This window comes from Chryseobacterium sp. AC417 (genome assembly GCF_979258215.1).
Genome location: NZ_OZ409845.1, coordinates 2,652,878 through 2,667,653, shown reverse-complemented (window position 1 = coordinate 2,667,653; position 14,776 = coordinate 2,652,878). Strand labels below are relative to the sequence as shown.

Here is a 14,776-nt window from a genome sequence, read left to right as displayed (position 1 = left end):
AACTTCCAGCCAAGAATTTACAAAAATATGACAACATTAGAAAAAGCACAACTTTGGTTGAGTGATACCTTCGATAAAGAAACGAGAGACGCTCTTCAACTATTAATCGAGAGCAATTCTCCAGACTTAGAAGATTCTTTTTACAGAGAATTAGAATTTGGTACAGGAGGAATGCGTGGGATTATGGGTGTTGGAACTAATCGTTTAAATAAGTACACGTTAGGTCAAGCTACACAGGGACTTGCGAATTATATGTTACAGCAATTTCCGGGTGAAAGCATCAGTGTTGCGATTGCTTATGATGTAAGAAATAATTCAAAAGAATTTGGAAAACTAGTTGCGGATGTTTTAACTGCAAACGGAATCAAAGTTCTTTTGTTTAAAAACCACAGACCGACTCCGGAATTATCTTTTACAGTTCGTGACAAGAAATGCAACGGAGGAATTGTTTTGACGGCTTCTCACAATCCGCCAGAATATAACGGTTATAAAGTATATTGGAATGACGGTGCGCAAATCGTTCCGCCACATGATGAAGCGATTATTAATGAAGTATATTCTGTAAAGTTTGAAGAAATCAAATTTGATGGAAATGATGATTTGATCGAATGGATCGGAGAGGAGCAGGATGAAGTTTATATTGATGCTTGTATCGAAAATTCATCGTATCAGAATGTTGAAAAAGGAAATTTGAATATCGTTTTCACTTCAATTCACGGAACAACTTACACAACAGTTCCTCAGGCTTTAGAAAAAGCGGGTTTCAAGAAAATCGATTTGGTGAAGGAACAAATGATTCCAAGTGGAAATTTCCCAACGGTAGATTCTCCCAATCCGGAAGAACCTGCAGCATTGGAAATGGCAATGGACTTAGCTAAAATCACCAACGCAGACATCGTCATCGGAACAGATCCGGATGGTGACCGATTGGGTATTGCAGTTAGAAACCTGGAGGGAGAAATTCAGTTGTTGAATGGAAACCAATGTAATACGATTTTAACATACTATATTTTAGACCAATGGAAAAAGCAGGGTAGAATTACCGGAAAAGAATTTATCGGTTCTACCATTGTAACTTCTGATATCTTCTTTGATATTGCTGAAAAATTCGGTGTCGATTGTAAAGTGGGTTTAACAGGCTTTAAATGGATCGGGAAAATGATTCGTGATTTTGAAGGTCAGGAAAAGTTTGTTTGCGGTGGTGAAGAAAGTTTCGGGTTTATGACAGGAGATTTCGTTCGGGATAAGGATTCTTGCGGAAGTATTGTTTTGGCCTGCGAAATTGCAGCGTGGTGCAAAGCCAACGGAAAAACCATGTACGAATACCTGATTGAGATTTATCAGGAAACCGGAATGTACTATGAAGGATTAATCAATGTGACGAAAAAAGGCAGAGACGGTGCAGAGGAAATTCAGAATATGATGAAAAATTTCCGTGAAAATCCGCCAAAATCATTGTCAGGTTCGCCAGTTGAAGAAGTAAAAGACTTTAAAGAGCAAACGAATTATGTAGTTTCTGAAAATAAAAAACATGTGATGGACGATATTCCAAAATCTAATGTTTTGATTTATTATACACAAGACGGAACAAAAGTTTGCGTAAGACCTTCAGGAACAGAGCCCAAAATTAAGTTCTATGTTTCTGTAAAACAAAATTTAAACTCAAAAGAAGATTTTGAATCAACCCTAAAATCTTTGAAAGAAAAAATAGAAGAAGTAAGAAAAGATCTTCAGTTAAATTAATAAGATTTTAGAAGTTAGGTTTTCTGACATTTTACTGGCATTAAATCTAAATTCTAACCTCTAAATTCTAATTTCTAATAATAAATAAAGTGAAAGTTTCAAAATTAGCGGCGAACCTGATCGGTTCTGAAATTGTAAAAATTGGTAATGAAGTTAATGATTTAAAGGCAAAAGGAGCAGAAATAGCCAACCTTACCATTGGCGACCTGAATTCTAATCTGTATCCGATTCCGGCACAGTTGAAGGAAGAAATTCAGAAAGCATATCAAAATAATTTAACCAATTATCCGCCGGCAAACGGACTTTTATCTTTAAGAAAAGAGGTTTCTAAAGACTTGAAAAGGAGATGGAATCTTGATTATGATGCGAATGATATTTTGATTACAGCAGGTTCCAGACCATTGATTTATGCTGTTTATAAAGTAATCGTTGACGAAGGTGATAAAGTAATTTATCCGACACCATCTTGGAATAACAATCATTATGCGTACTTAACTTCTGCTGATGCTGTTGAAGTAAAAACCACACCTGAAAATAATTTCCTTCCAACTGCAGACGAGCTTAGACCTCACCTGAATGGTGCTGTTTTATTAACACTTTGTTCACCTCTAAACCCGACCGGAACGATGTTTACAGAAGCTCAACTAAGAGAAATCTGTGAAATGGTATTGGAAGAAAACAAAAATAGAGGTGCAGACAAGAAGCCATTGTACCTGATGTACGATCAGATATACTCTAATCTGACTTTCGGTGCAAAACATGTTGATCCTGTATCACTTTTCCCTGAAATGAAAGAATATACCATTTACATTGATGGAATTTCTAAATGTCTGGCTGCAACCGGAGTTCGTGTTGGTTGGGGATTTGGTCCGATGCATATCATCGACAAAATGAAAGCGCTTCTTACCCATGTTGGAGCTTGGGCACCAAAACCTGAGCAGGAAGCAACTGCGAAATTTTATGAAAATGCAGAAAACGTTGATGCTTTTGTAGAAGAATTTAAAGGTAAACTTGAAGCGAGTTTAAAAGTCCTTCACAACGGAATTCAGAATTTGAAAGGCAAAGGCTTGGCGGTAGAAAGTATCGAGCCAATGGGAGCACTTTATCTGACCATCAAATTAAATTACATCGGAAAAACAAAACCCGACGGTTCTGTTATTGAAAATTCATCTGATTTAGTATTTTATTTAATCAATGACGCAGGAGTTGCTTTAGTTCCTTTTTCCGCATTTGGGGAGGATAAAACCGAACCTTGGTTCAGAGCTTCAGTAGGAGGTTTAGATATCAGCGAAATTGAACTGATGATGCCGAAATTGGAGAATGCTTTAAATAATTTGCAATAATCTAAAATAAAAATGCTTCAGCTTTTTTCAGCTAAACGATTTTCTTAAAGTGATTTGGAATTGTTGAGCAGAACTAATCTGAAGCATTTTTTAAGAATAAAAACTTATGAAAATCATCGCTGTCATCCCTGCACGCTACGAAGCCAGCCGTTTTCCCGGAAAGCTGATGCAGATTTTAGGAGAAAAAACAGTTATTGCAACGACATATCAAAATGTTATAGAAACAGGTTTGTTTGATGAAGTTTTTGTAGCAACAGATTCTGAAATTATTTTCAGTGAAATTCAAAATCACGGCGGAAAAGCTGTCATGACAGGGCAACACGAAACGGGAAGTGACCGTATTGCAGAAGCTGTTCAGAATATTGATTGTGATATCGTCATCAATGTTCAGGGAGACGAACCATTTTTAAAATTAGAACCTTTAAAACAGTTAATCGAAGTTTTTAAAGAAGATGAGAATCAGGAAATTTCTTTAGCTTCATTAAAAATACAATTGACTGAAAAGGAAGAGATTGAAAACCCGAATAATGTAAAAGTAATTACTGATAATAACGGTTTTGCATTGTATTTCAGTCGCTCCGTTATTCCTTTTCATCGTGAAATCTCTTATGATGTGAATTATTTTAAGCATATTGGAGTTTACGCTTTCAGAAAACATGCTTTGCTACAGTTTTCAAAATTAGAAATGAAGCCTTTAGAAATTTCAGAAAAAATAGAATGCATCCGTTATTTGGAATATGGCATGAAAATCAAGCTGCTAGAAACCAATTTCATAGGAGTTGGAATCGACACGCCTGAAGATCTTGATAAAGCCAGAAAATTACTATCTAATTAAATTGGTAAACTGCTCAACTGATGCATTGGTAAATAAAAGCTTATATTTGAATTTATAAATTGATTGAATGAAGAAATTACTTTTGGTTTTCGTCCTTATATTTTCGCAATGGTCTTTCGCTCAGACGGCTAAAGAAATTATTGATAAAAACATCGAATTGTCCGGAGGATTAACGAGTTGGAAGCTTTTAAATTCAGTATTACTTCAAGGAAAAGTAATTTTAGGTATAAAAGATGAATATCCTATAAAAATTTATCAGCAACGCCCAAATTTGACCAAAACTGTTCTTACAATTAACGGAAAAGATACTGCAATTGAAGGCTATGACGGCAATAGAGGTTATGCAATGAATTATGCAACCAATAAACTTCAGGTATATTCTGAATATGTTTCAGAAAGTTTTGATAACGATTTTATCGATTGGGAAAATAAAGGTTTTGAAGCAAAATATTTAGGAAAAGAAAAAGTGGGAGACATCTATTGTCACAAAGTTGAACTGACAAAAAATGTGAATAAAAATTTGTATTACTTTGATACCAAATCTTTTATGCTTTTAAAAGAAACCAAAAAAGATGAAACTCTGAATTATTCAGATTATAAAAAAGTAGGTAATCTGATCATGCCTTTCAGAATAGAATCTTCAAGTTCAAAAAAAGATGGTGATTACGTTATTCTTTTAAATAAAGTTGAGATTAATAAAGTATTCCCTGCCAATATTTTTAAGTTTTAGATTTTAACAAATTATAGATATTTATATTATGAAAAAGATTTTTTTAATAATGCTTTCTTTTGTTGCTTTTATCAACAGCTGTGCGCAGAAGAAAACAGAGGTTTCAAAAGCTAAAAGTAAAGAACTCATGGGAAAAACAATTTATGATTACAAAGTTGCAGCCCTAGAAGAAGGTAAAGAAATTAATTTTGGCGATTTTAAAGGAAAGAAAATTCTGATCGTCAACACGGCATCAGAATGTGGTTTTACACCACAATATGCTGATCTTGAGCAGTTATCAAACGAATATAAAGATAAACTTGTTGTTATAGGATTTCCTGCAAACAATTTTGGCGGACAAGAACCTGGATCAGATGTTGAAATCGGAGCTTTTTGTCAGAAGAATTTCGGAGTAACTTTTCCGTTAGCTTCAAAAGTTTCCGTGAAGGGTGATGATACCGCTCCAATCTTTAAGTATCTGACTGAAAAAGAATTAAACGGAGTAAAAGATACCAATATTAAATGGAATTTCACAAAGTTTCTGGTGGATGAAAACGGTAAGTTGGTTGATTCTTTTGTGAGTACAACGAAACCTACTGATGAGGCAATTACAAAATATTTGAAGTAGAAAATATTTCTAATAATAAACAAAAACTCCGCTTAGAAAATGTTCTAAGCGGAGTTTTTGTTTTGAATTCATAATAACTGAAAATCATTCATTGTTTTTTTCAGCAAATGCAAAAATATTCCCAAGTTTTACACTAGAATATCCATTGCTTTTAATCTTTGATGAATTGATCATTGCTTTTGCCAAAATCTCTGTGGGTAAAGGTTTCTGACGTTCAAAAAGTCCGATTTTATTCGCAAATTTGATGATTCTGCTTCCTAAAACTTCACTTGATCTTTCAGAATTTTTTCTTTCAAGCATTCCCGGTTTAAAAATGGTGATTTTATTGAAATGCAAATTTTTGACAGCCACTTCCAATTCTCCTTTCATTTTAGAATAGAAAATTTTAGAATTTGGATTGGCTCCATAAGCAGAAACTAAAATATAATCTTCTACATTATTTTCTTTTGCGGCTTTGGCAAACTGATATTGATAATCGTAATCGACTTTTCTTTGGGCTTCTTTACTTCCGGCATCTTTTAGTGTCGTTCCTAAACATGAAAATGCGACATCACCTTTCACGTCATTTTTCCATTCTTCAGGTTTTTCAAAATTCACAACATGAATTTTTAGTTTTTCGTTCTGAATATTTAAAGGCTTTCTTACAAAAACATCTACTTGCTCAAAATCATTATCATTCAGTAATTGTTTTACCAAATCTTTTCCTGTAGCGCCCGACGCACCAATGACCAAAGCTTTCATAATAATCTTGATTTATGGTTGTTAAAAAATCATGAGATTTCTTTCTTAAATTTACTAAATTTAGACCAAAGTTTAAAATTAATTATTTTACTACAATAAATATTACTCATAAAATGGATGCGAACGAGATTTTAGATTACTGTTTGTCCAAAAAAGGCGTAACGGAAACTTTTCCTTTTGATAATGAAACGCTTGTGATGAAAGTTGGAACAAAAATGTTTTTGTTAATGTCATTAGAAAAACAGCCTTTAACAATCGCAGTAAAAACAGATCCGGAATGGAGCGCAGAACTTCGTGAGCAATATCCGCAGATTACAGGGGCATTTCATATGAATAAAACCCACTGGAATTCTGTTTCTTTAGATGGTCTGAAAAAAGAATTAGTTCTAAAAATGATTGACCATTCTTATGATTTGGTATTTAAATCATTAACAAAAAAAGCTAAAGAGGAAGTTGAGAATTCTTAAAACTGAAATTCTTCGGTCAGCCTTTTATCCTCATCCAGTCTTTCAATTAGTTTTTCAAGACCTTCAAATTTAATTTCCTCATGCAGGAAATTTCTGAATTTTACCGTGATATTTTCATCATAAATATCTCCTTCAAAATCAAGAATATACACTTCAACGGTTAATTTTTCACCATTAACAGTTGGGTTGGTTCCGATGCTCAACATCCCTTTGTATTGTTTTTCGTTCACAAAAACTTCAACAATGTAAGCACCTTTTTTAGGTAAAAGTTTAATAGTATCGGTTTCAATATTGGCAGTAGGATAACCGATTGTTCGGCCTAATTTTTTCCCATGCACAACCGTTCCCGAAATGGAGTAAGTGTAACCCAACATTTCGTTAGCTTCAGTAATTTTTCCTGCTAAAAGAGCATTTCGAACTTTTGTAGAACTGATATTATTCTCGTGAATATTGATGGCTTCCATTTGCTCAACCTCAAAATCTAATTCTTTAGATAATTTTTGAAGCAACTCAAAATTTCCGCTTTTATTTTTTCCGAAAGAATGGTCGTAGCCAATGATTAAATATTTTACATTTAATTGACCAATCAAGATCTGACGTACAAATTCTTCTCCGGTAAGATTTCTGAATTCGTCATCAAATTCTTTTACAAATAAATTATTGATGCCGTATTTTTCCATTAAAACTTTCTTTTCCTCGATGGTATTAAGAAGTTTTAAATCTTCATTGGGATTAAAAACAAATCTCGGATGCGGCCAAAAAGTAAGTATTGCTGTTTCTAAATCATTCTCAGAACCCACTTTTTTTAACTCGCTGATGATGTATTTGTGACCAAGATGTACACCGTCAAACATACCCAAAGACAATGCTAAAGGCTTTGTGGAGTAGTAATCTTTAAAATTCTTGAAGATATTCAAAACGGAAAAATTTTGACAGCAAATATAAGTATAATGTAACAATGTATCGATATAACAATCTACCAATCTTTTTAGCCGCAAAATGATTGGTAGATTGGTAAACTGTTACATTGGTAAATTATTGAAAAAGCATGATAAAAATCTTTTTTTTAGGAATTGCAGGTTTGTTAAGATTCATTATATTTGCACCAAGAAAAAATTTAGCAATGGCAAACCAAATTAAAGGAAAAATTTCTCAAATTATTGGTCCTGTAATCGACGTAGTTTTTAATAATGTGGAAGCAATTCCCAGTATTTATGATGCGTTAGAGATTATCAAAGGGAACGGTGAAAAAGTAGTCTTAGAGGTAGAACAACATATTGGTGAAGATACTGTAAGATGTATCGCAATGGATGCTACAGACGGTCTTCAAAGAGGGCAGGAAGTAATCGGATACGGAAATCCTATCATGATGCCAATTGGTGAAGCTGTAAACGGAAGACTATTCAACGTTGTTGGGGATGCTATCGACGGGCTTCAAAATATTTCTAAAGAAGGTGGTCTTCCAATTCACAGACCAGCTCCAAAATTTGATCAACTTTCAACTTCTGCAGAAGTTTTATTTACAGGTATTAAAGTAATCGACTTAGTTGAGCCTTACGCAAAAGGAGGTAAAATTGGTTTGTTCGGTGGTGCAGGTGTTGGTAAAACGGTACTGATTCAGGAGTTGATTAACAATATTGCAAAAGGACACGGTGGTCTTTCTGTTTTTGCCGGAGTAGGTGAAAGAACGAGAGAAGGAAATGACCTTTTGAGAGAAATGCTAGAATCAGGTATTATTAAATATGGTGATGATTTCATGCACTCTATGGAAAACGGTGGTTGGGATCTTTCAAAAGTTGACCTTGAGGTAATGAAAGAATCTAAAGCTGCTTTCGTTTTCGGACAAATGAATGAGCCGCCAGGAGCAAGAGCTAGAGTAGCACTATCTGGTCTTACATTGGCTGAGTACTACAGAGACGGTGGAGAAAGCGGACAAGGTAGAGACGTGTTGTTCTTCGTAGATAACATCTTCCGTTTTACACAAGCTGGTTCTGAGGTATCTGCACTTCTTGGTCGTATGCCATCTGCGGTAGGTTACCAACCAACATTGGCATCAGAAATGGGTGCGATGCAGGAAAGAATTACTTCAACTAAAAATGGTTCAATTACTTCAGTACAGGCGGTTTACGTACCTGCGGATGATTTAACTGACCCGGCTCCTGCTACAACGTTTGCTCACTTAGATGCAACAACTGTACTGGATAGAAAAATTGCTTCATTAGGTATTTATCCTGCTGTAGATCCATTGGCTTCAACGTCAAGAATCTTGGCTCCGGAAATTATCGGTGAAGAGCATTATAACTGTGCTCAGAGAGTAAAAGAAATTCTTCAGAGATACAAAGCTCTTCAGGATATTATTGCAATTCTTGGTATGGAAGAACTTTCTGAAGAAGATAAATCTGTAGTGTACCGTGCTAGAAAAGTTCAGAGATTCTTGTCTCAGCCTTTTCACGTTGCAGAACAGTTTACAGGTCTTAAAGGATCGTTGGTAGATATCAAAGATACCATCAAAGGATTCAATATGATTATGGATGGAGAATTGGATCACTTACCGGAAGCTGCTTTCAACCTGAAAGGAACTATCGAAGAAGCGATCGAAGCCGGACAAAAAATGTTAGCTGATAACGCTTAATTAGAAATATAGAGAAAAGAAAAAAGAGAAAAGAAAATTCTTACTCTTTTTTCTTTTCTCTTTACTCTTTAATCTGAGAAAAATGAATATAAAAATTTTAACACCAGAATATGTAGTTTTTGAAGGAGAGGTAAACTCTGTATTGTTGCCTGGTAAAAATGGTGAATTCCACATCATGAAAAATCACGCAGGAATTGTTTCTTCATTGGTTGGAGGTAAAGTAAAATTGTATGCGAATTCTATTAATGAATCGTACGCAAAAAACTTTACTAAAGAAAATGAAAAAGACTCTGTTTTTTCTTATGCTATCAAAAGTGGTGTGATAGAATTTAATCACGATAAAGGAATTATCCTTTGCGAATAATTAAATGAGAAGCTAAATATATTTTCAGGAAAGTGTAACTTTGTTACACTTTTTTTATGCCTTGGAAAATCTGATTTATGCAAAAAAGTTTAATCATATTCTTTGTAGTTATGAGCTGTATATTCAATGCTCAGATTATCAAAACAAAAAGAGGAATTGTAACTCTAGACGGAACTCACGTAGCAAAAATTTCTAATAAATCTAATGAATACACTTTTATGGATTTAAAGGAAACACCCATCTTCACTGTTGAATTTGTTGATAAAAGCGTTGTAGATTCTGTACGTGACAGTTACGTGAAAATCAATAGGATATACAATCGGGAGAAGACATTAGATGCAGATTACATATCACCATCTGCATTTTCGGGAGATGAAAAATCTGCAGTGTACACTTGTATAAAAAGTTTGAAAATTATTGATGAAAGAGGAATCAATATCAAAAATTTAGATGAGCTTTTCAAAAATATGCCTAAACGGAAACTTGATAATAAAACTAAAGAAGCTTATACTACCCGCACAAAAATTGATAAATTAAATATAGAAGTCAATAGCGTTGGAGAAATTTTGAGTAATGGTGTTCCGGTAGGGTATTTTACCAATTTGCCTGTAAGCTTTGGCTCAGATGATCGAATAACAGATAAAACTTTTATTGACATTGAGATTTATGATGCTAAAAGTAAGTATATCGGAAAATATATCACTACAAGAAAACAGATAAAAACTGCTGGTGGAAAATCTTTTACATTATACAGAGAAATGTCCGGCAGAGCTTCCATTCTGAAATTTCCAACCTACAAAGCCATTGCAGAAAGATTGGCAATATTAGATCCTAATTTTATTAAAAAATAAACTTCAAATCATCTAATTCTGACTTTTTTTTGCAATATTCATTTAATTTTATTTCTTCAAATACTAATTATTATTCTTGGAAATTTAGCTTTTGGTTAAATTATTAAAGAGTATTCGCCTATAGTATGACTATATTCAAATCAAAAAATTTAATATTATCTTAAAGTATTAATTAAAATAATGTAAATTAATTGAAGAAATTTTTACATAATTGATTTATTAATAAAAAAAAGTTTTATATTTAATTATGTATTCATATGTAAATTAGCTATTTTATTAATAATTATTCATAGTATTTGGCATATATTTTATATATTTGGTGATAATTAGTTGTTTTTTTAATAAATATCACCTTCTTAATTATATAATATTTGATGTTTTCGGTATCATTTTACAAAATAAAAAAAGTTTGAGAATATAATATTTCATATTCATTATTCAGATCAGCTACTAATATTTTTTTTATTCTTGATAATTATGATATTCATTTTTTATTATTAGTTTTTATGGTGATTTTATAATTAAATATAAGCATAAATAAAAATATAAATAATGAAAAAAGCATTTTACATTTTAACTACATTTTTTACAATTAATACAATATTTGCACAAATAGGAATCAATACTGTAACTCCGGACAACTCCTCTGTATTGGATGTAGTTTCATCTACAAAAGGCTTTTTAGCACCAAGAACTAATCTTACATCATCAACAATGGATCTGGATGGTGCTGTAGGACAGGCTGCAGGTTTATTGATTTACAATAGTGGAACGACTCTTCCTCAAGGATATTATTTTTGGAATGGATCGGAATGGAGAAATATAGATAATTCTACTTCTGTAGCTCCCGCTGTTTCCAGTATAGATTGTACGACAGCAATATTAAGTCCATCTGTGTATACCACTGGAGTGCCTTTTAATGGTATTCTGAAGATTTCATATGCTGGAGGAAATGAAGGAAACTATCCCGCAGGTAGTTCAGTTACAGTGAATGGATTAAGTTTTCAATTACAAGCAGGGAAATTATCTGCCGGAACTGGAGAACTCATATTTAATGTATCAGGAACACCTACCGTTACTTCTCCTACAACTACTACAGTACCTATCAATAGTACCACAGTACCATTTTATACGGGAAGCTGCAGTGCTGCAGTTGGAGGAGAGGATATTGCAGAAATTAAAGTTGCAGCAACTATAGGCCCATTAAGATTAACAAGCGATCCTTCGGTTGGCTATGATAGAACTCTGACTTCACCTGATGGGAAGTTTTCAGTGAGAGTAGTGATTGGCTCAGGAAGTGGCTATGATTTATCAGATTTACAGATAAGAAGTAATTCGGGTACACCAACTATTATGTGGAATGGTGCATCTGAATATGTAACGAACGGTCAAATTGTATATGGTAATAACGGAATGACGTTTCCGGCACAGGGAGTTTGGTATGGAAACAGCGGGGGAAATGGTACAGCTATGACCGGAGGTATTACTAATGCATGGGGAGATCCTGATGTTTATTTTAATTCTCCTGAATTCAGAAGATATACTTGGACCAATACTGACCCAACAGATAAAACAATGTATTCGTTAACATTTATGATGGGAGCTTCAAATTTTGGACCTGCAAATGCAACGAATTGTCCGGGAGGCAGTTGTACTAACACAAAGGCTTTTCTGAAGATTGAGCAGATACGTGCTGCCAACTAAGTTTACAAAAAATTCACATATAACATATAACGAGTGCACCAATCTAATCCTGAAATTGGAAGTATAAGTTAGTTTGTTAAATAATAAAAATATCCCGAAATCAATTTTTTCGGGATTTTTTTATTTTACGCTCATTTTATTATTTCTAAGATAAATTTTTATATCTGAAGGATTCTTAAAGGTGAGTTTGTAAATTTTTCATCAACTGATTTCAATTAATAGACCATATGCTAATTTTTTATCAATACAAATCATAAGCTATAATTTAGTTAAGATATTAAATAAGTAATTTAAATATATTAATTTTTGCCTTTACCAAATTTTTAAGTCTAAAACTATAATCGAGTTCAGGTTACATACTTAAAATAACCCCATTATCTTTCAACTGTTGCATCGGTTTCGAAAACCAGAACAATTCAAAATCTTCAAAGCTATTTTCAAAATCTGTTTTCAATTGCTGCAATGTAATGCGTTTAGAATTTTCTAAAGTGTTTTCCTGTAAAACTTTAATCAACCATTCTGCTTTATCCTGTTCAAAATCTACTTTGATAATATTGGTTTTTAAATGGAATGTCATTCTTGTGTACGCCCAAGAGTTTTGTTTTTTTGTTTTTATGTAATTCTCAGCGATTACGTTTTTCTCCAGAAAAATAATTTTAGAATTAGATTTAAATATGAAATTTTCTTCTTCCAGAAGCGAATCATGAATATAATCTGGATGAATTGTAGTTTTAGGAATTTTAAAATCAAACCAATCCTGTAACGGCAATTCAAAATTAATTCCGTGCATATAGTTGAATAAAGATTTTTTTAAACCAAAACTAAATTTGTTATGATCAATTCCGGTTTTGTCTGTAAAATCAATATCATTGTTGGCGAATAAAATTTCCTGTTTGATAGGAGTAACTCCAAATTCTTCAGGATTCAATCCCACCGGTGAATGAGCGGTCATTGCAAACTGATGCCAAAATGCACTTTGCAAAATTCCCATTTCAAAAAGCTGACGAACCATTTCTAAAGAATCTACCGTTTCCTGAATCGTCTGAGTAGGATAACCATACATCAGATACGCATGAATCATTACTCCGGCTTCTGTGAAATTTCTTGTCACCTGTGCAACCTGTTCTACAGAAATTCCTTTATCAATTAATTTTAATAATCGGTCACTCGCTACTTCAAGTCCGCCCGAAACAGCAATACAACCTGAAAGTTTTAAGAGAAAGCATAAATCTTTGGTGAAACTTTTTTCAAATCTGATATTTGTCCACCAGGTTACCACAAGATTTCTTCGCAAAATTTCCAATGCAACTTCACGCATCAAAGCAGGAGGTGCAGCTTCATCCACAAAGTGAAATCCTGTTTCTCCGGTTGTCTTGATGAGTTCTTCCATTCGGTCAACCAATATTTTGGCTGAAATAGGTTCATAAATTTTAATATAATCTAAAGAAATATCACAGAACGTACATTTCCCCCAATAGCAACCGTGTGCCATCGTCAGTTTGTTCCATCTTCCGTCGCTCCACAAGCTGTGCATCGGGTTGGCAATTTCAATTACAGAAATGTATTGATCTAGTTGTAAGTCAGAATAATCAGGAGTTCCGACTTGTGCCTGCTTATAATCGTGTTTAATGGAATTGTTTTTATAGGTAACTTCTCCATTTTCAATTAAAAAAGTACGTTTGAATTGAGATTCTTCGCTTGATTGAGAACGACAGACATTTTCGTAAACCAATTCAAGCGGAACTTCTCCGTCATCTAAAGTAATAAAATCAAAAAACTCAAAAACTCTTTTGTCTTTTACTTCACGAAGTTCTGTATTTGGAAAACCGCCACCCATGGCTATTTTAATGTTCGGGTAATTTTCTTTGATAAATTTACCTGACCGAAAAGCAGAATATAAATTTCCCGGAAATGGGACAGAAAAACAAACCAGTTTCGGTTGAACAAATTCGAGTTTTTCGTGCAGAATTTTTAAAGTAATATGATCTATGTAAGTTGGCTGATCATTGAGTTTAGCATATAATTCATCAAAAGAATTGGCACTTTTTCCTAATCTTTCTGCATATCTACTGAAACCAAAATCAGAATCAGTTTGTTCAACCATATAATCAGATAAATCTTCTAAATATAATGTAGCCAAGTGTTTAGCTTTGTCCTGTAAACCCATGTTTCCGAATGCAAATTCCATATCATCAAGTTGATTGAAACGGGAAGCTTCAGGAAGAAAATTCATCGAACAAATCTGTCTTGCTAAAGTTGGATTTTTATTTTGTAAAAAAAGAATAACCTGATCGACGGTTTTAATATATTCATCTCGTAAAGCGAAAATTCTTTGAGAGTTTTCAGACGTGCTTTTTAAATCTATATTTTTAGCAAAAATACTTTGGATTCCTTCTTTTGAAAATAACTGCAATATCACTTCAATCCCCAAATCGATTTGATAGCTTGATATGTTTTTGGTATTTAAAAAACCTTTAATATAAGCTGTTGCAGGATATGGCGTATTGAGTTGCGTAAAAGGCGGAGTGATAAGAAGAAGATCTTTCAAAAGATATTTTTTGCAAATTTAAGAGTTTAAGCCCAAAAGCAAGAAAAGTTTTTATATGATTTAATAAAATATATTTTTTTGAATAATAATATTCTAAACTAGTTTGTCATTCCGCAGGAATCTCAACAAAGAAAATTAAAACTTAGATTCCTACGGAATGACAAATATATCGTTGAGAAGATTGTGCAAATAGAAAATAAGTTTCTACTCT

Annotated in this window: 13 protein-coding genes; 10 read left to right on the top strand and 3 right to left on the bottom strand. The window is 33.3% G+C overall.

From position 1 onward, the window contains the following. The first annotated feature begins 27 nt into the window (after nt 1-27). From ACZZ9T_RS12710 to ACZZ9T_RS12690, 5 genes are all read left to right on the top strand, one after another. Nucleotides 28-1,743 (top strand): phospho-sugar mutase, encoded by a 1,716-nt coding sequence (locus tag ACZZ9T_RS12710; RefSeq protein WP_463442396.1) that lies wholly within the window; start codon nt 28-30, stop codon nt 1,741-1,743. Nucleotides 1,744-1,832: 89 nt separating this feature from the next. Continuing rightward, nucleotides 1,833-3,086, top strand: coding sequence for a pyridoxal phosphate-dependent aminotransferase (locus tag ACZZ9T_RS12705; protein ID WP_463442395.1), 1,254 nt, complete (start codon nt 1,833-1,835; stop codon nt 3,084-3,086). 106 nt (nt 3,087-3,192) lie between these two features. Continuing rightward, on the top strand, nt 3,193-3,921 hold the full coding sequence (gene kdsB / locus ACZZ9T_RS12700) for a 3-deoxy-manno-octulosonate cytidylyltransferase (RefSeq protein ID WP_463442394.1): 729 nt from the start codon (nt 3,193-3,195) through the stop codon (nt 3,919-3,921). A gap of 67 nt (nt 3,922-3,988) precedes the next feature. After that, complete coding sequence (locus ACZZ9T_RS12695) at nt 3,989-4,651, top strand: histidine kinase (RefSeq protein ID WP_463442393.1); 663 nt, start codon at nt 3,989-3,991, stop codon at nt 4,649-4,651. Nucleotides 4,652-4,679: 28 nt separating this feature from the next. Next, a complete protein-coding gene (locus ACZZ9T_RS12690) occupies nt 4,680-5,258 on the top strand; it encodes a glutathione peroxidase (RefSeq protein ID WP_463442392.1) in 579 nt (192 codons plus the stop codon). An 84-nt stretch (nt 5,259-5,342) separates the two neighbouring features. Here ACZZ9T_RS12690 and ACZZ9T_RS12685 read toward each other — a convergent pair whose 3' ends face one another. Further along, the gene (locus tag ACZZ9T_RS12685; protein WP_463442391.1) at nt 5,343-5,999 is read right to left on the bottom strand and encodes an NAD(P)H-binding protein; all 657 of its coding nucleotides are present in this window, start codon (nt 5,997-5,999) and stop codon (nt 5,343-5,345) included. Between the two features lie 113 nt (nt 6,000-6,112). Between ACZZ9T_RS12685 and ACZZ9T_RS12680 the strand changes: the two genes are divergently transcribed. Continuing rightward, nucleotides 6,113-6,466, top strand: coding sequence for an MmcQ/YjbR family DNA-binding protein (locus tag ACZZ9T_RS12680; protein WP_463442390.1), 354 nt, complete (start codon nt 6,113-6,115; stop codon nt 6,464-6,466). Here ACZZ9T_RS12680 and ACZZ9T_RS12675 read toward each other — a convergent pair. Then, nucleotides 6,463-7,383: a bifunctional riboflavin kinase/FAD synthetase gene (locus ACZZ9T_RS12675; protein WP_463442389.1), complete on the bottom strand. Its 921-nt coding sequence runs from the start codon at nt 7,381-7,383 to the stop codon at nt 6,463-6,465. The two genes, ACZZ9T_RS12680 and ACZZ9T_RS12675, sit on opposite strands and share 4 nt — an antisense overlap. A 206-nt stretch (nt 7,384-7,589) precedes the next feature. Between ACZZ9T_RS12675 and atpD the strand changes: the two genes are divergently transcribed. The 4 genes from atpD (at nt 7,590) to ACZZ9T_RS12655 (ending at nt 12,017) form a co-directional block, all read left to right on the top strand. Beyond that, nucleotides 7,590-9,098 carry a F0F1 ATP synthase subunit beta gene (atpD, locus tag ACZZ9T_RS12670; protein ID WP_242802110.1) on the top strand — a complete coding sequence of 503 codons (1,509 nt, stop codon included), beginning with the start codon at nt 7,590-7,592 and terminating at the stop codon, nt 9,096-9,098. Nucleotides 9,099-9,180: 82 nt separating this feature from the next. Beyond that, nucleotides 9,181-9,462, top strand: a complete 282-nt coding sequence (locus tag ACZZ9T_RS12665) for a FoF1 ATP synthase subunit delta/epsilon (RefSeq protein ID WP_463432671.1) — start codon at nt 9,181-9,183, stop codon at nt 9,460-9,462. A gap of 77 nt (nt 9,463-9,539) precedes the next feature. Next, on the top strand, nt 9,540-10,313 hold the full coding sequence (locus ACZZ9T_RS12660) for a hypothetical protein (protein ID WP_463442388.1): 774 nt from the start codon (nt 9,540-9,542) through the stop codon (nt 10,311-10,313). Between the two features lie 552 nt (nt 10,314-10,865). Then, a complete protein-coding gene (locus ACZZ9T_RS12655; protein WP_463442387.1) occupies nt 10,866-12,017 on the top strand; it encodes a hypothetical protein in 1,152 nt (383 codons plus the stop codon). Between the two features lie 352 nt (nt 12,018-12,369). Here ACZZ9T_RS12655 and ACZZ9T_RS12650 read toward each other — a convergent pair whose 3' ends face one another. Beyond that, a complete protein-coding gene (locus ACZZ9T_RS12650) occupies nt 12,370-14,565 on the bottom strand; it encodes a B12-binding domain-containing radical SAM protein (protein ID WP_463442386.1) in 2,196 nt (731 codons plus the stop codon). Nucleotides 14,566-14,776 lie beyond the last annotated feature (211 nt).